The following is a 21,279-nucleotide window of genomic DNA, read 5'->3' on the forward strand; positions in this document are numbered from 1 at the left end:
CTTCACGGTAATATAACGTACTTAGCTCCAACTGGGAATCCAGACCCGGGCCCGCCAGGCGGTGTCCGGGATCATCTGCCCGGACCAGATCGGCCAGAAGAAAGCCGAGACCACCAGCAACACCGCCAGGAACAGCACCACCAGCACCAGCCGGGCCGGATAGCGCGGGGAGGCCGCCCCGCCGGGCGGGAGGAACTTGCCGATCATGAACGTCAGGGCGAGCATCAGGAACGGGGTCATCGGCAGCGTGTAGAAGAAGAACATGGTCCGCTCCGGGTACAGCAGCCAGGGCAGGAACCCGGCCGCAACGCTGGAGAGGATCGCCCCGGCCCGCCAGTCCCGGGCCCCGATCCACCACAGGATCAGCAACACCATGCTCAGGGCCGCCGCCCACCACATCACCGGGTTGGGCAGATCCGTGATCACCTCGGTGCACCGCGAGACCGTGCAGCCGTTCACCGCTTCGTCATAGCCCTCGAAGTAGAACAGCACCGGGCGCCCGGCGAACATCCAGGTCCAGGGCGGGGACTGCCAGCTGTGCGGCGAATCCAGCCCGGTATGGAAGCTGTAGGCCGAGACGTGGTACTGCCACAGCGACCGCAGCGGCGCCGGCAGCCAGCCAAGACCCTCCCCGGGATGCTCGGCCGCCCAATTGCGGTAGCGCCCCTCGCTGCCGGCCAGCCAACCGCTCCAGGTGGCCAGGTAGGTGGCCAGCACCAGCGGGATGATCTGGAAAAAGGCCAGGATCCCGTCCCGCCACAGCCCCGAGACCACCCAGTGGCGGATCCCTGCGGTGCGTCGCGCCGACAAGTCCCACAGCACGGTCAGGATCCCGAACACCGCGACGAAGGACAGGGCCGACCACTTCACGCCCACCGCGCAGCCCAGCATCAACCCGGCCACCAGGCGCCAGGGCCGGAACCAGAGCATCGGCCCGTGGCGCAGCATCCAGTAGTCCGCCCGGTTGCCCGGCGGGATGCTCAGCTTGGCGATCAGCCGCCGCCGCCCGTCGGCACGATCCAGCACCAGGGCGTAGAACCCGGCCAGGATGAAGAACATCAGGAACACGTCCAGCAGCGCCGTGCGGGACATGACAATCGAATGCCCGTCCACGGCCAGCAGCAGCCCGGCAATCCCGGCCAGTGCGTGCGAGTTGAACAGCGCCCGGGCGCACAGGGTCACCAGCAGCACCGCCAGGGTGCCAAACAGTGCGGTGGCCGTGCGCCAACCCAGCCCGTTGTACTCCCCGAAGACCAGCATCCCCAGCCCAATCAGCCATTTGCCCAAGGGTGGGTGCACCACGTAGGAGGCCCCACCCTCCAGCTGCGGGTCCCCGGCAATGAACCGGTCATTGCTCTCATCCACCCATTCCATCTCGTGTCCGAAATGCAGCAGCGCCCAGGCGTCCTTGACGTAGTAGGTCTCATCGAAGATCAGTTCGTGCGGGTGGTTCAGGTGCACGAAGCGCAGCAACCCTCCCAGGAGGGTGACGACCAGGGGGATGAGCCACGCCAGGACGCCGCCGGGGGCGGTGGCCGGCAGCAGCCGCTCGCGCAATGCGCTGGCGGTGAAGGCCTGGTACGGGGAACGGACCGGGCTGGCCGACTGGGGTTTTGACTCGGTGAGGCTCATTGTCATTCATGCTACCGGTGGGCAAAATACAAATGCCGCAGTTACACACCTAGGGATAGGCTAATAAGGTGCAACAGGCTAAAGAAAACCCAGAATCCCCAGTTTCCGCGCCGGCACCCGAGGCCCGCGCCACACGGGATCCGGAGGGCCAGGGGCAGATCGTGCTGGGGGCCACCCCGATTGGCAACCTCTCCGACGCCTCTCCGCGGCTGCGCGAGATCATGGCCAGCGCGCACTTGATCGCGGCGGAGGACACCCGCAACTTCCACCACCTGGCACAGGGCCTGGGGGTGCGGCCCACCGGCCGGGTGATGAGCCTGCATGAGCACAATGAAACGCACAAGATTTCCGAGGTGCTGGAGGCGGTGCGCGACGGGGCGACGGTGCTGGTGGTCTCCGACGCGGGGATGCCGGCGGTCTCCGACCCCGGGTTCCCGCTGGTGGCGGCGGCCCTAGACGAGGGGCTGCTGGTCACAGCGGTACCCGGTCCCAGCGCCGTGCTGACCGCGCTGGCCCTGTCTGGGCTGCCCACCGGCCGCTTCACCTTCGAGGGGTTCCTGCCGCGCAAGGCCGGGGAGCGGCGCAAGCGGCTGCAGGCGCTGGAATCCGAGGAGCGCACCATGGTGTTCTTTGAGGCCCCGCACCGCCTGGCCGCCTTCCTGCAGTCCCTGTTGGAGGTGTTCGGCGCCGAACGGCAGATCGCCGTGGCCCGGGAACTGACCAAGAAGTTCGAAGAGGTCCGGCGCGGCAGCGTGCCCGAGCTGCTGGCCTGGGCGCAGGACGGGGTGCGCGGGGAGATCGCGGTGGTGGTCTCCGGGGCCCAGGCCCCGGCTGCCGGGAAGCCGGAGGACCATGTGGGGCAGGTGCAGCAGCTGATTACGGCCGGCACCCGGATGAAGCAGGCGGTGGCCGAGGTCGCCGAGGCCCGCGGGCTGAAGAAGCGCGAACTGTATGAGGCGGTGCTGGCCGCACGGCAGCAGGGCGAAAAATAGCGCCTTTGCCCGCGCGGCGCAACAATACTTCGATCCGCACGGTTTGGTGCGTCAAAATAGTGCCGCCAAGGCCCAAAGTGCATAGTCTAAATGCACAATTGGATCGTATATCACTGGTGCAAGGTGCGGTTTACACCACAGCCGGCACCCCCTAGCGTTGGAAGCAGACCTAGATCAGTTCCCGGCGCCGCCGGCCGCGGCATGCCGCCCGGCGAAGCCACCGGGACTCGAAAGTGTCCCGGCTGGCAGCGCCCTGACTGCCGGTCGGGGTTATGACGCCAACATCAGTCCTTACTACTACAGGAGAAGCCGCTATGAGCATTACCGCCGAACGCGAAGCAGAGCTGCTAGCCAAGGTCCCCACCGGTCTGCTGATCAACGGGGAATGGCGCGATTCCTCCGATGGCGGCACCTTTGACGTGCTGGACCCGGCCACCGGTCAGAAGCTGGCCACCCTGGCCAGCGCCACCTCCCAGGACGCACTGGCCGCCCTGGACGCCGCCGACGCCGTGCAGGCCTCCTGGGCACGCACCGCCCCGCGCGAACGCGCCGAGATCCTGCGTCGCGGCTTCGACCTGGTGACCGAACGCGCCGAGGACTTCGCGCTGCTGATGAGCCTGGAAATGGGCAAGCCGCTGGCCGAGGCCCGCGGTGAGGTGACCTACGGCGCCGAGTTCCTGCGCTGGTTCTCCGAGGAGACCGTGCGCCACTACGGTCGCTACATCACCACCCCGGAGGGCAAGAACAAGGTCCTGGTGCAGCACAAGCCGGTCGGCCCGTGCCTGCTGATCACCCCCTGGAACTTCCCGCTGGCCATGGCCACGCGCAAGGTCGCCCCGGCGATCGCCGCCGGGTGCACCATGGTGCTCAAGCCCGCCAAGCTCACCCCGCTGACCTCCCAGCTGTTCGCCGCCACCATGATCGAGGCCGGCCTACCCGCGGGCGTGCTCAACGTGGTCTCCGGCGCCTCGGCCTCGAAGATCTCCGCACCGCTGATGGCCGATGACCGCCTGCGCAAGGTTTCCTTCACCGGCTCCACCCCGGTGGGCAAGCAGTTGCTGAAGGACGCCGCAGACAAGGTGCTGCGCACCTCGATGGAGCTGGGCGGCAACGCCCCGTTCATCGTGTTCGAGGACGCCGACCTGGACGCCGCAGTGGAAGGCGCCATGGCCGCGAAGATGCGCAACATGGGCGAGGCCTGCACCGCCGCGAACCGTTTCCTGGTCCACGAATCGGTGGCCAAGCAGTTCACCGAGAAGTTCGCCGCCGCCATGGGCAAGCTCAAGCCCGGACGCGGCACCGAACCGGACAGCACCGTCGGCCCGCTGGTCGAGGAGAAGGCCGTGAAGGAAGTGCACTCGCTGGTTGAATCCGCCGTGGCCGAAGGTGCCACCGCGGTGGTCGGCGGCGCCCCCGTCGATGGCCCGGGCTTCTTCTACCAGCCCACCGTGCTGGCCAACGTGCTGAATGACTCGGCGATCCTCTCCCAGGAGATCTTCGGCCCGGTCGCCCCGGTGACCACCTTCTCCACGGAGGAGCAGGCCATCAAGCAGGCCAACTCCACCGAATACGGTCTGGCCTCCTACATCTACTCGCGTGACTTCAACCGCCTGCTGCGGGTGGCCGAGCAGATCGAATTCGGCCTGGTCGGCTTCAACGCCGGGGTGATCTCCAACGCCGCGGCACCGTTTGGCGGCGTGAAGCAGTCCGGCATGGGCCGCGAGGGCGGCGCCGAGGGCCTGGACGAGTACACCTCCGTGCAGTACATCGGCATCGCCGACCCGTACGCCGCGAAGTAGTCGCACCTAAAACACCGCCGTGGCGGGTGGCCGGCCTATGGGTCCGGCCCCCCGCCACGGTTGTTTAAACCCGGATCCCTGGTGCCGGCGTGCCGCGCAGCGAGGCGGGCCACGCCAGCGCCCGCAGGCGCAGGCCCCAAGGCGAGGCGCCCCGCATTCGCTGGGCGAGGACCGCCAGGTCCTGCCCGGCCTGCACACCCTGGGCGGCGCCGGGGTGCTGGGCGGCGTAGAAGGAGCGTTCAATCAGCGCATCAAGCCGGGCCAGGGGTGGGCCGGCTGCCGGGAACTGGGCCGCGAGCCGGGCACAGTAGGCGGCCTCGGTTTCCCCGGACCGCAGTGGCTGCTGGTAGTCAGCGCCCAGGGCGCGCAGTTCTTCCCACACGGCGCCGGCGCCTGCCGCACCGCCCTGTTGCGCCACCTCCAGCCGCCGGCGGCGGACGGAGGCGCGCAGCAGCGGGGCGATGAGCAGCCCGAGCGCTGCCGCCGGCAGCAGCAGCCACGCGGTGGCGGCCGGCCAGCCGCGCTGCTCGCCCGGGCCCGGCGTTGTTTCGGTTGCCTGCCCCGTGGGCGCCGGGGTGCTGCTGGGCGGTGTCTCCTCCAGCGCCCGGTTGTCGTTGAGGGTGGGATCCGGGGCCGGTTCGGAACGGGGGACCGGGGCGTAGTCGGGGGTCACCCCGCGCCCGGGGGTCGGCTCAAAGGGGGTCCACCCCAAGCCCGGAAGGTACAGTTCGGGCCAGGCATGGGCGTCCTGGCCACTGACCCGGTACCCGTTGAGGGTGCGTTCGGTAAGGTCCGTGTCCTGGTTCATCCCGGCCAGGGAGGAGGTGTCCAGGGTGATGCTCTGTCCGGTGGCCTCTCCGGGGGCGAAGCCCACCGCAATCCGGCTGGGGATGCCGGCCTGCCGGGCCAGCAGCGCCATGGTGGAGGCGAAGTGCACGCAGTAGCCCTGGCGGCGCTCGAGGAACGCGGCGACCACCTTCATGTTCGCCCCGTCATACCCTTCACGCAGCGGGGTCTGCTCCGAGTAGCTGAACCGGGTGGAGCGCAGATAGTTCTGGATGGCCACGGCCTTGTCAAAGTCGCTGCCCGGGGTGCCGTTGGCCTCGAAGGCGCGGCGCAGGTTCTGCGCCAGCAGCTCGTGCACCGCCCCGCCCCCGTCCTCCGGCAGCCGGGTGAGCTGCTCATCCAACGGCGGGGTGCGGCTTTCGAAGAACGCGAAGTTCCGCGCCAGCTCGGGGTTCAGCTCCGGCACGCTGTGGGTGACCAGCACGCTGCCGGTCTGCTGCCGGGACTCGCGGGTGAAGGAGGCGATGGCGGTCTGCGGCTGCCAGCGCCAGGTCCCCTGCAGGCCCTGGATGAGATAGGCGTTCTGCGGCAGCGGCAGCTGCAGGTTGCGCGGCACCGGGTCCCAGGAGAGCTGGGTGACCTCCTGCTTCGCCCCGAAGGACATGTACTGATCGCGCAGCACCGTGTTCCCGCTGTACGCCAGGGCCTGCGGGTCGCGTTGCGGTTCCCAGCGTGCGGCGGACAGGTCCTGGATCACGTCGGTGCGCAGGTAGGGGGCGGCCGGCGCCGAGGTGTAGTAGCTGAGCAGGGTGCTGTTTCCGTTGCTGCGCAGGTTCCGGCCCAGGTTCAGCAGCGGGTCGATGTTGCTGGCAAACAGTTCCCCGGAGGGGCGGGTGCCTTCGGGGAACATGCCCTGGCGAAAACCGGGCATCCAGGTGCTGCTGGCCACCAGCACCACCGCGGCCACCAGGCCCAGCAGGCCGGAAAAACCCAGTTGCCGCCGCCCGGGCAGTGCCGAAGGTCGGCGGCGATACCGGTAGGGCAGGAACGTGGCGTAGCCGATCATGGCCAGGAACTGGATCAGCAGGTAGCCGGTCCCGGCCCCGCTGAGCTTGAACAGGGAGGCCAGCACCGGGGCGAAGGCCAGCGGCAACACCACCAGCAGGGCCAGGCGCCGGGAGCTGGTCAGGGCTTCGACCAGTACCGCCAGGACCAGGCCCAGCAGCAGGAACGTGAAATCCACCGCCGCGGTGTACGCCACCTGGGGCACCTGGGTGGCAAACTCCAGGTTCGCGTTGTGCACCAGCTGCCCGAAGCGCTGCCCCCGCCCGCCGCCCAGGCCCGGATCGGCCAGCGCCGGGGAGAACCAGGCGCAGCCGGCCGCGACCAGCAGGCAGGCGAGCGGCGCCAGCCAGACCGGCAACCGGCTGGCACGCACCGCCGCCCCGGTGCCGTGCACCAGCAACAGCGGGAACCACAGGTTCCACAGCCAGCCGTGGCCCTCCACCACCCCGTGCAGGCTGGCCATCCCGGCCAGCAGGGCCGCCCACAGGCACAGCGCGGTGACCAGGTGCGCCAGCGGGTGCCCGGGCCGGGGCATTGCGGCCGGTTCGGCCGGTGCCGCTGCCGCGGGGGCCGGCGGCTCACGCAGCGCGGTGCTCATGGCGACTCCCACAGCCGGGCCAGCGGATCCTGCGCCCCATGCAGGTGCACCCGCCACGGGGTGAGCGCGAACTGGGCGGCCGCCTCCCGGTGCCGTTCGGGGTGCGCGCAGATCAGGAACACGTCCACGTTGCGCACCGTGCGGGACAGCCCGGCCAGCCAGCGGGCCTGGGCGACGCCCAGCTCCCCGAGCACCAGGAACACCGGTTCATCGGCGAATCCCAACAGCAGCTTGCCCAGCGATTCGGCCAGCCCGCGCGCGTCAGCCTCCTGCCCGCCCTCGCTCAGGCCCAGGCTGGTGGTTGCGGCGTGGAAGGCCTCGAAGCGGTCCAGCGCCGAGGCGCCGGACACCGCCGCCTGCGGGAACGGGATCTCACCGGCCCGCCCGGACGGGGTCGGGCGCGGGTTGTCCAGCTCCTGCCCGGCCAGATCTCGCACCATCAGCTGGTAGCCGTGCCGGGCATAGAGCTCGCCGATGCTGCAGGACAGGGACAGGGCCTTTTCAAAGCGCAGCGTGCTGGCTAGCGGGGCGCCGGTGCCCTGCGGGATCTCATGATTCAAATCCCCGGGGCCATGCCAGGCACTGCGCCGCCGGTCCAGCACGATCAGGCTGTGCGCGGTGGCCACATAGTTTTCCTGGCGCACCATCAGCCGGCCGTGGCGGGCGGTCGCCTTCCAGTGAACCTGGCGCAGCGAATCGCCCTGCTGGTGATCACGGATCCCCACATCGTAGTAGTCCACCGAGGCGCTCCGGGTGTGCCGAGCCTCACCGGTGAGCATGCGCTCGCCGAGCGCGGTGGAGTGCTCCAGGCGCAGACAGTGGGCGCGCACCGCGACGCCGCTCGCCTCACCGGTGTCCACCAGCCCGTCCACCAGCCCGCACGGGTCCGCCAGGCGCTGCTGGGCCGGGCCGAGCAGGTGCAGACCGCGGCGGCGGAAGACCAGTTCGTAGTCGAAACGGCCCGGAGCCTGGAAACTGGGGGCGGGCGGGTAGCCCTCGGGCAGGACCTCGCGGATCACCGCCGGCTGCTCACAGTGCAGGCTCACCGGCACCACCTCGCCCACGCTGACCGGGCGTTCGGGCAACACCCGGGTGATCTGACCGGCCAGCCGGCCCAGGCGCACCACCAGCCAGGCGCACCCCACCAGGGCCAGCAGGGTCAGCCCCACGGCCATCAGCTCACGGCGCCCCAGCAGATGGGCCAGCCACAGCGCCGCCAGCCCGCTGCCGGCCACCACCCAGCCGCGCCGGGAGACCAAGTCCAGGTGCCAGCTGCGCAGCACGCCGAACCGTTCGGGCTCGCGCACCCAGGACAGCGAGTCGTTCGGGTCAAAGCGGGGAACCGGGCCCATCTCAGCCCGCCCCACCCACCGCGGTGTGCTGCAGGACCTCGCCGACCACCGTCTCGGGGTGCACGCCCTCGGCCAGGGCCCGCCGGGTCAGCAGCAGCCGGTGGCCCAGCAGCATGGGGGCGACCTCCCGCACATCCTCGGGCAGCACATGGTCCCGCCCGCAGACCGCCGCGTGGGACTTCGCGGCCCGCACCCACTGCAGCAGGGCGCGCGGCGAGGCACCGACCAGCACGTGCTGGTGCTCCCGGGTGGCCCGGCCCAAATCCACCACGTAGCCGGCCAGGCGTTCGGTCACGGTCACCCGCTGGACCTGCAACATCATCCGGCGCAGCCGCTCCAGGCCCAGCAGCGCACCGATCTCGGCCAACGGGTCGTGGCCGTGGTGGGTGCAGAGCATGGAGATTTCCGCCGCCCGGTCCGGGTAGCCCATGGAAATGCGGGCCATGAACCGGTCGCGCTGCGCCTCGGGCAGCGCAAAGGTGCCCTCCGCGTCGATCGGGTTCTGCGTGGCGATGACCATGAAGGGCCGCTGCAGCGGGTGGGTGACCGAGTCCACCGTGACCTGCAGCTCCTCCATGCACTCCAGCAGCGCTGCCTGCGTCTTGGCGTTGGCGCGGTTGATTTCGTCGGCGATCACGATGTTGGCGAACACCGGGCCGGGATGGAAGGTGAAGTCCTGGGTCTGCGGGGAGAACACCGATACCCCGGTCACGTCGCTGGGCAGCAAGTCCGGGGTGAATTGGATGCGGTTCACGGTGCCGTCCACGCTGCGGGCCAGCGCCTTGGCCAGCAGTGTCTTGCCCACTCCCGGCACGTCCTCCACCAGCAGGTGACCGCCGGCCAGGAGCACCACCAACGCCGTCTTGATGGCCTGCGGCTTGCCATCGATCACCGTGGACATGCCCTGGATGATTCGCTGGCATTGCTCACCGAAATCGGCATCAACACTTGGCAGCGTCTGGTGAACGCTCATCTGGCCCCTCCCGGTGGAAAAGTGCGGCGGTCGCCGGCTCCGGGACAGGTCCTGCCCGGTTGGCTTAACCCTACCAACGGAAGGTGAGGTACATCACGAATAGGTTCCGGCAGTCCGCGCACATCCAGCCAACCAGTGCTGCGGCGTTGCCCGGGACACTGCGCCGCGGCGGGCAGGATGGCAGAATCGTAGGCGGCGGGCACCGGTGCCGGGCACCGCAAGGAGAAGTGAAGGGAACACGGTGGGGCGAGGCAAGCAGATCAACTATCAGGCAATTCCGGAGGCCTACCGCCCCCGTGAGCAGGAGGGCGCGGCGGATGACGCCGAACGCAGCCGTTCGACCACGCAGGAGAAGGACGGAAGCAAGCGGAACCTGATCTACCCCGAGGCTCCCGAACCCCTGCCGCTGCCGGTCATCGACAACCACACCCACCTGGACTTCCGGGACGGGAAGCTGAATGTGAGCGTGGAGCAGGCGGTGCAGGCCGCCGCCCAGGTGGGAGTGGCCGGGCTGATCCAGGTCGGCTGCGATGTGCCCTCCTCGGAATTCGCGGTCCGCGCCGCCCAGCAAAACCCGGCCGTGCTGGCCGCCGTGGCCATCCACCCCAATGATGCGGCCCGGCTGGCCGAACGCGGACAGCTGGACGCGGCGATCGAGCGGATCGACGAGCTGGCCGGGCAGGAGCGGGTGCGGGCCGTGGGGGAAACCGGCCTGGACTACTTCCGCACCGGACCCGAGGGTCGGCCGGTGCAGGAGGAATCGTTCCGCCGCCACATCGAGATCGCCCGCCGCCACGGCAAGGCCCTGCAGATCCACGACCGCGACGCCCACCAGGACGTGGTGCGCGTGCTGCGTGATGAGCAGCTGCCGCCCAGGGTGGTCTTCCACTGCTTCTCCGGGGATGGCCAGCTGGCGCGCATCTGCAACGAAAACGGCTGGTACATGTCCTTCGCCGGAACCGTGAGCTTCAAGAACTCCACCGGCATCCAGGACGCCCTGGCCCTGGCCGACCCCCGGCTGATCCTGGTGGAAACCGACGCCCCGTTCCTGACCCCGCACCCCTACCGGGGCCGGCCCAACGCCAGCTACATGATCCCCTACACGCTGCGTTTCATGGCCGGGCATCGGGGTGCGGACCTGGAGCAGCTGTGCTCGCAGGTCATGGCGAACACCCTGGAGGTGTACGGCGCATTCTAAGCCCGGGCAGGTGTGTCGTGCGCCATTCACGCTTGCCTGATTATTACAATTCGGTTACGGTACTACAAGTGTCTCGCGCCGGGAGTGGCTGGAACCGCCCCCACAGCGACGCCGCGACAGCGCCGCAAAGCCCCGTACGGGGTGGCAGCGGCACGACGCATGGAAATTGTATGTACGTATTGGTGACCCACGGGTCACTGGGCCCGCCCGGGCCTCAGGCACCGGGAACCGGCGGCCCACAACCGATGGGGAACCATTCACTGTGATGCACTTGCTCAAGAAACGCTCGGTCAAGTTCCTGGCCCAGGCCGTAGCGGTCGCCGTCATCATCGCCGGCGCCGTCTTCTACATTGCCGGGCAGAAGTCCGTAACCCTGGCCATCGACGGGGACCAGCAGGTGCTGAACACCCGCGCCGCCACCGTCGAGGATCTGCTCGCCCAGCAGGACATCGCCCTGGGGGAACGCGACGAGGTCTTCCCGGCGCTGGATTCCTCGCTGGATGACGAGCAGACCGTTAAGGTCAAGCGCAACAAGTCGGTGCAGGTCTCGGTGGACGGCACCGACCGGGTCGTGCACACCACCGGGATGACCGTGGCCGACGTGGTCAAGCAGCTGGAACTGGAAAAGGGCGCCGAAGTGTCCCTCTCCGATGACATCGCCCTGATGTCACTGAGCGAAAGCATCGAAATCATCACCCCGAAGGTCGTGAACCTGAAGGTCGGCAAGGACAAGCGGCAGCAGGTGGAAACCACCGCGCAGAGCGTCGCCGAACTGCTGGACGCCGAGGGCGTGAAGCTGGATGAGAACGACGAGATCAATTTGAAGGCCGACGGCGAGACCACCAAGGACGCCAAGCCGGGCACCGAGATCAGCGACAAGATGGACGTCGACGTGATCCAGGTCGAGGTCAAGACCTGGGAAGAAACCCGCGACATCGCCTTCGGCACCGAGGAAGTCAAGGACTCCAAGCTTCAGAAGGGCAAGACCAAGGTCAAGACCAAGGGCGAAAAGGGCGAGCGCGAGCTGACCCTGCGCCAGGAAACCCGCAACGGCACGAAGGGCGAGGAAGAAGTCCTGAAGTCCAAGGTCACCAAGGAACCGGTCGCCAAGGTCATCAAGGTCGGCACCAAGAAGCCGGCCGAATCCAAGAGCGAGTCCAAGAAGAAGACCGCCACCCCCAAGAGCGTCTCCGGCGCCTGGTCGGCCCTGGCCAAGTGCGAATCCGGCGGCAACTGGTCGATCAACACCGGCAACGGCTACTACGGCGGCCTGCAGTTCTCCGCCTCCTCCTGGCGTGCCGTGGGCGGCACCAAGTACGCACCGCTGCCGCACCAGGCCACCCCGCAGGAGCAGGTGGCCGCAGCGGAGAAGCTGCGCGCCAGCGGCGGCTGGGGCCACTGGCCGGCCTGCGCCCGCAAGCTCGGCCTGCTCTAGAACCACGAATTTCCCCCCACAGCGACGCGACCACCCCACCGGGCGGTCGCGTCGCTGTTCTATGGGGCGCCGCGGCGGCGCTGAACGCGGGCCGGACGCTGAACTAGTATTGGAGGCGTGATGCCTGAAGAACCCCTGCCGCTCCTGGGAGCCACCGAGATCCGACGCCTGGCCGATGAACTGGGCATCCGTCCCACCAAAACCCTGGGCCAGAACTTCGTGATCGACGGGAACACAATCCGGCGCATCGTCGCCGCCGCGGACCTTGACCCCGGCCAGACGGTGCTGGAGGTCGGACCCGGCCTCGGCTCGCTGACCCTGGGCATCCTGGACGCCGCCGCGAAGGTGGTGGCAGTGGAAATTGACCCGCCGCTGGCCCGACGGCTGCCCGAAACCGTCGCCGAGTTCCGTCCGGGCCGCGAAGCGGATCTCACCGTGATCCTCAGCGACGCACTGAAGGTCACCGAACTGCCCAATGAGCCCACCGCGCTGGTGGCCAACCTGCCCTACAACGTGGCCGTGCCGGTCGTGCTGCACCTGCTGGAGCACTTCCCCTCCATCCGCCACGGCCTGGTCATGGTCCAGGATGAGGTGGCCGACCGGATGAGCGCCGTCCCGGGCAGCAAGATCTACGGGGTGCCCTCCGTCAAGGGCGCCTGGTACGGCACCATGCGCAAGGCCGGGGTCATCGGCATGAACGTGTTCTGGCCGGCCCCCAAAATCCACTCCGGGCTGGTCTCCTTCACCCGGGACGCGGAGCGCGGCGACGCCCCGCCGCGCACCGAGGTCTTCGCCGTCATCGACGCCGCCTTCGCCCAGCGCCGCAAGACGCTGCGCGCCGCCCTGTCCGGCTGGGCCGGCTCCGGGGCCCGGGCTGAAGCGATCCTCAACCGTGCCGGGATCGACCCGCGCGAACGCGGCGAGAAGCTGGACATCGACGGGTTCATCGCCATCGCCCGCGCCGCCGCAGAAGTCACCGACGCAGCGGATGAAACCCCATGAACGAACCCAAGAACTTCGTGATCGCCCACGCCCCGGGCAAGATCAACTGCTACTTCCGGGTCGGCCCGCCGCGTGAGGACGGGTACCACGACGTGGCCAGCCTCTACGTGGCGGTCTCCCTGTTCGAGGAGATCCGCGCAACCCTGCGCCAAGACGGCGAACTTCACCTGCGCCTGGATGAGGCCTCCACGGTGGTCGACGAACCCGAAACCTTCCCGCTGGGCCCGGGCAACCTGGTCCACCAGGCCGCACAGCTGCTGCGCGAACACGCCGGGGTGAACCTGGGGGCCGATCTGGAGATCCTCAAACGGGTGCCGATCGCCGGGGGCATGGGCGGCGGCTCCGCCGACGCCGCCGCCACCCTGGTGGCCTGCAACGAACTGTGGGGCACCGGGCTGGACCGTGAGGAACTGGGCCGGCTCGGCGCCCGGCTGGGCGCCGATGTGCCCTTTGCGCTGATGGGCGGGGCCGCCATCGGACTGGGCGTGGGGGACCAGCTGGCCCCGCTGCTGACCCGGGCGCGCACCGACTGGGTGCTGATCCCGGCCAGCTACGGGCTGTCCACCCCACGGGTCTACGCCATGCTGGACCGGCTGCGCGCCGGGCAGTCGATCCCGGTGCCCACCGAAGTGGACCCGCAGGTCATCAAGGCCCTGATGGAACCCGACGCGCAGGCGCTGGCCGACACCCTGGTCAACGATTTGACCCAGGCCTCGCTGGCGCTGGCCCCCGAACTGGGCACCGTGCGCGACCTGGCCGAGGGGGCTGGGGCGCTGCGGGCCATGGTTTCCGGCTCCGGACCCACCCTGGCGCTGCTGGTGCGCGACGCCGAGCACGCCCGCGAGGTCATGGCCCAGCTGGGCGATGAGGTCGGGGTCGCCACCCTGGCCGTGCAGGCCCCCGCGCCCGGGGCGCGGATCGTCCACAGCCAGTAGCCTCCCGCCCTTCCCATCCCCGCCCTTCCCCGGTAGGCTTGCGCGAACACCCAGCCCCCGTGGGGGCGGATCAGGAGGAGGGGATCTGATGCAAGCCTGGCCCCGCAACGCGGCTCTGACGCTGCTGCTGATCGCCCTGGCACTGCTGGCCGTCTTTCAATGGCTGCCGGCGCTGCTGCTCTTCCCCGCCGCCGGTGCCCTGCTGGTTTGGAACCAGGCACCGCCCACGGGCCAGCGGCGTGGCGAATACTGAATTCCTTGCGCCGCTCAGGCGGCGAAACGCCGCCATTGCCAGGAAGGCGCCGCCCGCCTACGCTTAGCTGCAAGTGGGCCCGTCTTCGCCGGCCCGAGGCTGCAACGGGGCGGTGCGTTAGATGATCAACGGGCAGGTTTCACACTGGTGGGAACAACTGGGCAGCCCCCAGCCGCGTCCGGCGCTGCCCGGGTACCTGTCCACCGACGTGGCCATCGTCGGCGGCGGATTCACCGGCCTGTGGAGCGCCTACTACCTGAAAAAGCTGCAGCCGCTGCTGCGCGTGGTGGTGCTTGAACAACGTCACGTCGGCTACGGGGCCTCGGGACGGAACGGAGGGTGGCTGACCAACTCCATCACCGGCGGCCGGCAACGCCACGTGGCCCGCTTTGGTCGCAGTGGCGCCGAGGCGTTCCAGCAGGCCATGAACCGCAGCGTGGATGAGGTCATCGATGTCTGCCGGGCCGAGGTGATCGACGCCGACATTCAGCGCGGCGGGGAATTCCAAGTCGCCTACACCCCGGCCCAGGAGGCCCGGCTGCGCGCGGATTTTGCGTCCGAGCGCACCTGGGCGCACACCGACGTGCAGCTGCTGCAGGCCGCAGAGGCCCGCGCCCGGATCAACGTTGCCGGAACACGGGCGGCACTGTGGCACCCGCATGCGGCGCGGATCCATCCGGCAAAGCTGGTGACCGGACTGGCCGCGGCGGTGGAACGGATCGGTGTGGAGATCTACGAAGACACCCGGGTCACCGATATCCTGCCCCACCTGCTGCACACCACCCACGGCAGCGTCGCAGCCGAACACATCGTGCGGGCCACCGAGGGGTTCACCGCCGCCCTGCCCGGGCTGCGCCGGCTGTGGCTGCCGATGAACTCCTCAATGATTGTGACCGAGCCGCTGCCGCCAGTGGTGTGGGATGAGCTGAACTGGTCCAAGGGGGAGGTGTTGGGGGACTACGCGCACGTGTACATGTACGCCCAGCGCACCGTCGATGACCGGATCGCCATCGGGGGCCGCGGGGTGCCCTACAAATATGGGTCCGGCACCGACCTTGATGGGCGCACCGCGTCATCGACCGTCGCGGCATTGAGCGGCATCCTGCACCGCTTCTTTCCCGTCACCAGTCAGGCACGCATCGAGCACGCGTGGTCCGGGGTGCTGGGCGTGCCCCGGGACTGGGCGGCAACGGTGGGCCTGGACCGGGACACCGGGCTGGCCTGGGCCGGGGGATACGTGGGTACGGGGGTGAGCGCCACCAATTTGGCCGGACGGACCCTGGCCGACTTGATCCTGGGACGCGACAGCGAGCTGGTGCACCTGCCGTGGGTGGATCGCCAGGCCCGCCGATGGGAACCCGAGCCGCTGCGCTGGCTCGCCACCACCTCACTATATGCGGCCTATCATGCCGCCGACCGGTCTGAGGCCGCCGGACGTGAACGCACCTCGCCGATTGCCCGGATCGCCGATCTCATCACCGGCAAATCTTGAGCTGTTCAATCCGCAATTCGAACATCTGAGATCCTTCCCAGTTAACGCAGAGAGCTTGTTCGCGCTATCCTCCTTAAGAACGATGGCGAACTATGAAGATCACGAGTACCGTGACCTGAAGTGATTTATTGTTCTGGGATCGGTTATTTTTAGCGACCATTGCAGTGGACGTCATGGCCTGTGTAAACCCTGGAATAAGTTATCGAACACCTGCCTAAGGAGAACTATGGAAGAGCGCGTGGCTTTGCGCCAAACTCCGTATCCAATCCCCACGCTGGTCATGATGGGCGGCGCACTTCTTGTCGCCCTGATGTCGGTGGACTGGACCGGATCCGGCCAGGAACGCCCGATCTGGGTTTTCCTGCTGCCGCCAATCTTCGGGTCCGTCGGAAGCCTGCTTGGCCTCGCTCGCCGAGACTATTCCTGGGCGACCGCTTCGGCCATCCTGGGCCTGGGGCTGCTGCCCATGCCCATCATCCTCACCCTGCTTGTTGACGGAATGTAGCGACCCTGTCAATCCAGGTCCGCCCCGCGCCGGAACTACCGGCGCGCCACGGCGTCAGCCATCTGCTGTACGGTCTGGATCAGCAGCGGACGGGGCATCGCGAAATTCATGCGGAGAAAACCCTCCAGGCCGGAACCGCACTCCGCACCGTCCACCACCGCCACCTGGGCCTGCTGCAGCATGAACTGCTGGGCATTGGGCGGCAGGCTGAGCCCGCTGGTGTTCAGCCAGGCCAGATAGGTGCCTTGCGGCGCAAGCCAGTCAATGCCCGGCAGTTGCTCGGACAGCAGTTGCCCCAGCAGATCACGGTTGCCCTGCAGGTACTGCAGCACGTCATCACGCCAGGCAGCACCATGATCATAGGCCGCCACGGTCGCCCGCATGCCCGGCAGGGAAGCGCCATGGCTGATGAAAAAACCGTACTCCTGCCAGCGCTCAAGATCTTGCGGATTTGAGAAGATCAGCTGCGCGCACTTCAGGCCGGGAATGTTGAAGGTCTTGGACGCCGCGGTCGCAGTGATCGTCTGGCGCGCCGCGGCCGAGTTAACCGAGGCGTAGGGCAGGTGATCCCGTCCGTCAAAGCTGATGGACGCGTGGATTTCATCGGAAAATACCCGTGCGTCGCGCCGGGCCACGATGGCCGAGAGCTCCTCCAGCTCGGTGCGCGAGTACATTTTCCCAATGGGGTTGTGCGGGTTGCACAGAATCACCAGGCCGCCAGCCGGGGCCAGTGCCGTGTCGATGGCGGCCAGATCCATGTGCCAGCCGTGCTCATCCCGCAACATCGGCACTTCAATCACCCGCCGCTGGCGCAGACGCGGGAACTTCAGGAACGGCATGTAGGCGGGGGTGGGCAGCACCACCGGCGCCGCGGGATCAAGGAAATAATCCAGCACGCCGCCCAGCCCGGCCAGTACGTCTCCAGTCGGCACGATGTTCTGTACGCCAGGGGCCCAACCGAAGTTCGTCGAATAGTAGTCATTGGTGGCCCGGGCCAGCTCGTGTTCCAGCCACGGGGGAGCATAACCGGTCAGTTCGGAGGAGGCATACTCCTCCAGCGCCGTGCGGATTGGCGCAGCCAGACCAAAATCCATCTCCGCCACCCAGGCGCCCATGGCGTCGGGAAAACCTGTCCACTTCAGGGACCCGCCCGATCGTAGGGACTGAACACTGCGTTGGTCCCACTGCTTCCGATGCTCCGTCATCAGTCCACCCCGTCCCTAGTTGTACACTCGGAACGCGACTTCGCCCCCGGCAGCGGGGTCGATGCCGCCCAGCACTCGATCCACCACCTGGGCCCGTGCCTGTTCCTCAATCGGGTCTTCACTCAGCCGGGTGAGGTACTCCCGGTGCTCAGACAGTGCAGCGATCGCGGCGGTGATATCGGCCTCGCCGACCGGAACATAGTGGGTGGGGCTCTCGTCGGCAAATACCGCGATCATCCGCACGCCGGTCCAGACAGGTTCCTCCAGGTCCGGAAAGATCCAGGAGTTCGCGGCATCGGAGACCGAATCCAGCACTGCCCGGCCGACCGCCTGATGGTCAGCCGAGTTGCGGTTCACTCCACCAAAGGCCCGATCGAAGTTTAGGGTGATGACGACGTCGGGACGGTAGGCCCGGATTTTCTGGGCGAATTTGCGTCGCATCTGCAGGCCGTATTCCAGGCGGCCGTCCGGCATCCCGAGGAATTCGAGGTTTTGCACCCCAACATGTCCGATGGCCCGCTGTTGTTCCGCTTCACGCAGTGGACCGGACTGTGCCGGTGCGATGCCCTCGATGCCTGCCTCGCCTGAGGTCGCCAGCACGTAGCTGACTTCCTTGCCTTGCCCGGTCCAGCGATTGACCGCCAGTGCGGTTCCGTATTCGGGGTCATCGGGGTGGGCCATCAGCACCAGGGCCCGGTTCCAGTCCTCATCAAACAGTTCTAGGCTCATGCCGCGATTCTTCCCGATAAGCGGTGACTTGCCAATACTTCAAAAAAATCGCCAGAAGCCAGAAACAGGCGCCGTCCTGCTTGGGTTCCAGGCCAAGGCCTTTGCTTTAGCGGCCCATCAGAGAGGGAGGACAGCGATTCTGGGGCACTGCATGTTAACGAGCTGCCCGTCGGGACGGAGGAATTGCGGACCGTTGGGGTAGTGTCAGCCGTGCCGAGGTTGCTGAGACTACTCCGAAGACAGCAATGAGCGCGTTTGCCGTCGCCCTGTGTGGAAGTCGTCGTTCGGTCAGTGCTCTGTCGGCTGACCAGCTATCGTTTCATGAAGTGCTCGACCCGGAGGGATCATGAAAGAAACCGACTATGACCATTTCGCCGCCGCGTATTCCACGGAAAACCAGGGTAGCCTGCTCAACGCGTACTACGAGCGACCGGCCATGCTTGAACTTGCCGGAGACGTTGAGGGGCATCAGGTACTGGATGCCGGATGCGGATCTGGCCCCCTCATGGAAGAGCTGCGCAATCGGGGCGCCAATGTTGTTGGCTTCGATGCCAGCGCAGCCATGATCGACCTCGCCCGCAGCAGGCTCGGTTCGGCGGCAGATTTGTCGGTTGCAGACCTTAGCCGGCCACTTTCCTATTCCGATGATTCATTCGACGAGGTAATGGCATCCCTGGTTCTTCATTACCTGAAAGATTGGGTGGCGCCGCTTAGGGAATTTCGTCGCGTGCTTCGGCCCGATGGGCGGTTGATCGTATCCGTCAATCACCCAATCCTTTACCCGTGGACTCGCCCGGGCCAAGACTACTTCAAGCTCACCCGGTACAGCGATGAACTCACCTTCGACGGTCAATCCGCGAAGCTCACTTACTGGCACCGCCCGCTGCACATGATGACCGACGCCTTTTCGGAAGCTGGATTTCGAATCGAGGTGCTCAGCGAGCCAGGGTATTCGCCCGAAGCTCCCGCGGAAATCATTCCGCCTCAGTTCAAGGACCGAACCGCGTTTTTGAGTTTCATCTTCTTCGTTCTACGTCCCGATGGGTAGCGAGAAAGCCGCCAGCAGCCGCCTCCGGTGCTCAACCGACGATCTCTGAAAGTTCCAGCCAGCGTTCCTCAAGTTCATCGACCTGCTCCTGCAGTTCCCGCAATTCGGCCGTGAACTTTCCCAAGGCCTCATAGTCGCTTTGATCGTGCGCGGCCATCTTCTCGTGCAGCTTGCCGATCTTCTCGTTCAGCTGGCCCACCTTGCGCTCGTTGGCGTTCATTTCCTTCTGGGCCGCACGGATCTCGGCACCCGAGGGGCCAGCGGTCTTGGGCACCTGCGCTGCCCCGGCCTCGGGCTTGGCTCCGGAGCCGGATTCCTGGGCCTCGCGCAAACGCAGGTATTCATCGACGCCGCCTGGCACGTGGCGGAAGTGCCCTTTAAGGATCGCGTACTGCTGATCCGTGACGCGCTCCAACAGGTAGCGGTCGTGGGAAACCACAATCAGGGTGCCCGGCCAGGAATCGAGCAGGTCTTCCAGGGCGGCGAGCATGTCGGTATCCACATCGTTGGTGGGCTCATCCAGGATCATCACGTTCGGTTCGTTCATGAGGATCATCAGCAGCTGCAGGCGCCGGCGCTGTCCGCCGGAGAGCTCGGCGACCTTGGTGGACAGGTGCGCCCGGGAAAAGCCCAGGCGCTCCAGCAGCTGTGCCGGGGTCAGATCCTTGCCATCGACGTTAAAAGTGGTGCTGAAGCGGGAGAGCACCTCACGAACCTTGTCCTGGCCAATTTTCTGAAGTTCCCGAAACTGCTGGTCCAGTACGGCCAGCTTCACGGTCTTGCCCCGCTTGATTCGCCCGCTGCTGGGTTCCACGGTGCCGGCAATCAGGCCCAGCAGGGTGGATTTACCCGCGCCATTGGCGCCCAGGATGCCGGTTCGTTCGCCCGGACCGATCCGCCAGGTGAACGGCTTGAGGATTTGCCGGCCGTCAAAGCTGACCGACGTGTCGATCAGGTCCACCACATCCTTGCCGAGCCGGGCGGTGGCCATCTTCTTCAGCTCGATCGGGTTGCGGACCTCTGGCACATCGGTGATCAGCTGGTTGGCCGCCTCGATGCGGAACTTTGGTTTTGAGGTGCGGGCCGGGGCGCCGCGGCGCAGCCAGGCCAGTTCCTTCTTCATCATGTTCTGGCGCTTGGATTCGGTCACCGCTGCAATCCGGTCACGCTCCACCCGCTGCAGCACATAGGCCGCATAGCCGCCCTCGAAGGGCTCGACGATCTGGTCGTGCACTTCCCACGTGGTGGTGCACACCGCATCCAGGAACCAGCGGTCGTGCGTGACCACCATCAGCCCGCCGGTGTTCTTGGCCCAGCGGTGGTTCAGGTGCTGTGCCAGCCAGGCGATGCCCTCCACGTCCAGGTGGTTGGTCGGCTCGTCGAGGATGATCACGTCCCAGTCCTCGACCAACAGCGCGGCCAGTGCCACCCGGCGACGCTGACCGCCGGAGAGCGTGGATATCTTCGCTTCCCATTCCAGGTCGGAGACCAGCCCGGCGATGATGTCGCGGATCTTGGGGTCCGAGGCCCATTCGTGTTCGGCCTGGTTGCCCACGACCGATTCGCGCACTGACAGGGCCTCGTCCAGGGTGTCGGCCTGATCCAGGACCCCCACCCGCAGCCCCGAACGCTGCGTGACCCGGCCCGAGTTGGGCTCCAGCCGTCCGGCAAGCATGCGCAGCAGCGAGGACTTGCCGTCGCCGTTGCGCCCCACCACGCCGATGCGGTCGCCGTCGGAAATGCCGATGGTTACCGAATCAAAGACGGTGTGGGTGGGATATTCCAGATGCAGGGCTTCGCCCCCGAGTAAATGTGCCACGTCTCCAGTCTACGAACCGGTACCAAATCCATGAATACCACCTCCATGACGCGATTGAGACTGTGCCGCTTGTCACAGGCTGCGGATGGGGCGAATGCCGGAATGGCCAATCTGCGCGTGTGGGCGTAAGCGGCGAAGGGGGTCTGGGAACAAGGGAACTCGGGCAGGGGAGAAGCGTGTGCTCCCCTCGTCTTAAAGACGCAGGAATCCCGTGCGGGGCACGGCGATTTGTGATTTCACTACGCGCGGTGATCATGGCAGAATAATGAACTGTGCTTGACCCGGGCAGCCGGTGCCGGAGCACGATCCGCCCTGGTGTAATGGCAACACGCCAGCCTTTGGAGCTGTGCATTCTAGGTTCGAATCCTAGGGGCGGAACTCACGGCCAGTATGGCCCTGCCCACTGCGTTCATGCGATGTTCATTCCGCGCGCTAGACTATCCCATGGGTTTCTCAATATA

Annotated in this window: 17 protein-coding genes and 1 tRNA gene; 11 read left to right on the forward strand and 7 right to left on the reverse strand. The window is 67.2% G+C overall.

Going from position 1 to position 21,279, the window contains the following annotated elements:
* Positions 1-21: 21 nt before the first annotated feature.
* Positions 22-1,632 carry a dolichyl-phosphate-mannose--protein mannosyltransferase gene (locus tag AC6I21_RS03350; RefSeq protein ID WP_138925746.1) on the reverse strand — a complete coding sequence of 537 codons (1,611 nt, stop codon included), beginning with the start codon at positions 1,630-1,632 and terminating at the stop codon, positions 22-24.
* Between the two features lie 68 nt (positions 1,633-1,700).
* Here AC6I21_RS03350 and rsmI point away from each other — a divergent pair, with 68 nt between their 5' ends.
* A complete protein-coding gene (gene rsmI, locus AC6I21_RS03355) occupies positions 1,701-2,624 on the forward strand; it encodes a 16S rRNA (cytidine(1402)-2'-O)-methyltransferase (RefSeq protein WP_138175389.1) in 924 nt (307 codons plus the stop codon).
* A 314-nt stretch (positions 2,625-2,938) separates the two neighbouring features.
* Positions 2,939-4,423: an NAD-dependent succinate-semialdehyde dehydrogenase gene (locus AC6I21_RS03360; protein ID WP_138175387.1), complete on the forward strand. Its 1,485-nt coding sequence runs from the start codon at positions 2,939-2,941 to the stop codon at positions 4,421-4,423.
* 64 nt (positions 4,424-4,487) lie between these two features.
* Here AC6I21_RS03360 and AC6I21_RS03365 read toward each other — a convergent pair whose 3' ends face one another.
* Genes AC6I21_RS03365 through AC6I21_RS03375 form a run of 3 tightly spaced genes read right to left on the reverse strand, consistent with a single transcriptional unit; the run spans position 4,488 to position 9,197 of the window.
* Complete coding sequence (locus AC6I21_RS03365) at positions 4,488-6,872, reverse strand: transglutaminase TgpA family protein (RefSeq protein WP_497763107.1); 2,385 nt, start codon at positions 6,870-6,872, stop codon at positions 4,488-4,490.
* Positions 6,869-8,224, reverse strand: a complete 1,356-nt coding sequence (locus AC6I21_RS03370) for a DUF58 domain-containing protein (RefSeq protein ID WP_497763108.1) — start codon at positions 8,222-8,224, stop codon at positions 6,869-6,871. The genes AC6I21_RS03365 and AC6I21_RS03370 overlap by 4 nt, the downstream gene beginning before the upstream one ends.
* A gap of 1 nt (position 8,225) precedes the next feature.
* Complete coding sequence (locus tag AC6I21_RS03375; protein ID WP_138175381.1) at positions 8,226-9,197, reverse strand: AAA family ATPase; 972 nt, start codon at positions 9,195-9,197, stop codon at positions 8,226-8,228.
* 241 nt (positions 9,198-9,438) lie between these two features.
* Between AC6I21_RS03375 and AC6I21_RS03380 the strand changes: the two genes are divergently transcribed.
* The 7 genes from AC6I21_RS03380 to AC6I21_RS03410 all read left to right on the forward strand — a co-directional run bounded on the left by AC6I21_RS03380 (position 9,439) and on the right by AC6I21_RS03410 (position 16,017).
* The gene (locus AC6I21_RS03380) at positions 9,439-10,395 is read left to right on the forward strand and encodes a TatD family hydrolase (protein WP_249354397.1); all 957 of its coding nucleotides are present in this window, start codon (positions 9,439-9,441) and stop codon (positions 10,393-10,395) included.
* A gap of 265 nt (positions 10,396-10,660) precedes the next feature.
* On the forward strand, positions 10,661-11,830 hold the full coding sequence (locus AC6I21_RS03385; RefSeq protein ID WP_171021159.1) for a resuscitation-promoting factor: 1,170 nt from the start codon (positions 10,661-10,663) through the stop codon (positions 11,828-11,830).
* A gap of 120 nt (positions 11,831-11,950) precedes the next feature.
* Entirely contained in the window at positions 11,951-12,832 is an 882-nt protein-coding gene (gene rsmA, locus AC6I21_RS03390; protein ID WP_138175377.1) for a 16S rRNA (adenine(1518)-N(6)/adenine(1519)-N(6))-dimethyltransferase RsmA, read from the forward strand.
* A complete protein-coding gene (locus tag AC6I21_RS03395; RefSeq protein ID WP_138175375.1) occupies positions 12,829-13,767 on the forward strand; it encodes a 4-(cytidine 5'-diphospho)-2-C-methyl-D-erythritol kinase in 939 nt (312 codons plus the stop codon). The genes rsmA and AC6I21_RS03395 overlap by 4 nt, the downstream gene beginning before the upstream one ends.
* Before the next feature lie 88 nt (positions 13,768-13,855).
* Positions 13,856-14,020: a hypothetical protein gene (locus AC6I21_RS03400; protein ID WP_171021155.1), complete on the forward strand. Its 165-nt coding sequence runs from the start codon at positions 13,856-13,858 to the stop codon at positions 14,018-14,020.
* Positions 14,021-14,141: 121 nt separating this feature from the next.
* Entirely contained in the window at positions 14,142-15,512 is a 1,371-nt protein-coding gene (locus tag AC6I21_RS03405) for an NAD(P)/FAD-dependent oxidoreductase (protein ID WP_497763109.1), read from the forward strand.
* A gap of 226 nt (positions 15,513-15,738) precedes the next feature.
* Positions 15,739-16,017 carry a hypothetical protein gene (locus AC6I21_RS03410; RefSeq protein ID WP_054820608.1) on the forward strand — a complete coding sequence of 93 codons (279 nt, stop codon included), beginning with the start codon at positions 15,739-15,741 and terminating at the stop codon, positions 16,015-16,017.
* A gap of 35 nt (positions 16,018-16,052) precedes the next feature.
* On the opposite strand, the gene AC6I21_RS03415 is transcribed toward AC6I21_RS03410, so the two are convergent.
* A complete protein-coding gene (locus AC6I21_RS03415; protein ID WP_171021154.1) occupies positions 16,053-17,111 on the reverse strand; it encodes a MalY/PatB family protein in 1,059 nt (352 codons plus the stop codon).
* 126 nt (positions 17,112-17,237) lie between these two features.
* Positions 17,238-17,951, reverse strand: coding sequence for a PIG-L deacetylase family protein (locus AC6I21_RS03420; protein ID WP_138175369.1), 714 nt, complete (start codon positions 17,949-17,951; stop codon positions 17,238-17,240).
* 346 nt (positions 17,952-18,297) lie between these two features.
* On the opposite strand from AC6I21_RS03420, the gene AC6I21_RS03425 reads away from it, so the two are divergent.
* Positions 18,298-18,999, forward strand: a complete 702-nt coding sequence (locus AC6I21_RS03425; protein ID WP_138175367.1) for a class I SAM-dependent methyltransferase — start codon at positions 18,298-18,300, stop codon at positions 18,997-18,999.
* Between the two features lie 31 nt (positions 19,000-19,030).
* Here the strand turns inward: AC6I21_RS03425 and AC6I21_RS03430 are convergent, their stop codons facing one another.
* A complete protein-coding gene (locus AC6I21_RS03430; RefSeq protein WP_138175365.1) occupies positions 19,031-20,818 on the reverse strand; it encodes an ABC-F family ATP-binding cassette domain-containing protein in 1,788 nt (595 codons plus the stop codon).
* A 306-nt stretch (positions 20,819-21,124) separates the two neighbouring features.
* On the opposite strand from AC6I21_RS03430, the gene AC6I21_RS03435 reads away from it, so the two are divergent.
* Positions 21,125-21,196: transfer RNA gene (locus tag AC6I21_RS03435), tRNA-Gln, on the forward strand.
* Positions 21,197-21,279: the final 83 nt, after the last annotated feature.

This window comes from Glutamicibacter sp. St.4D3 (genome assembly GCF_059728615.1).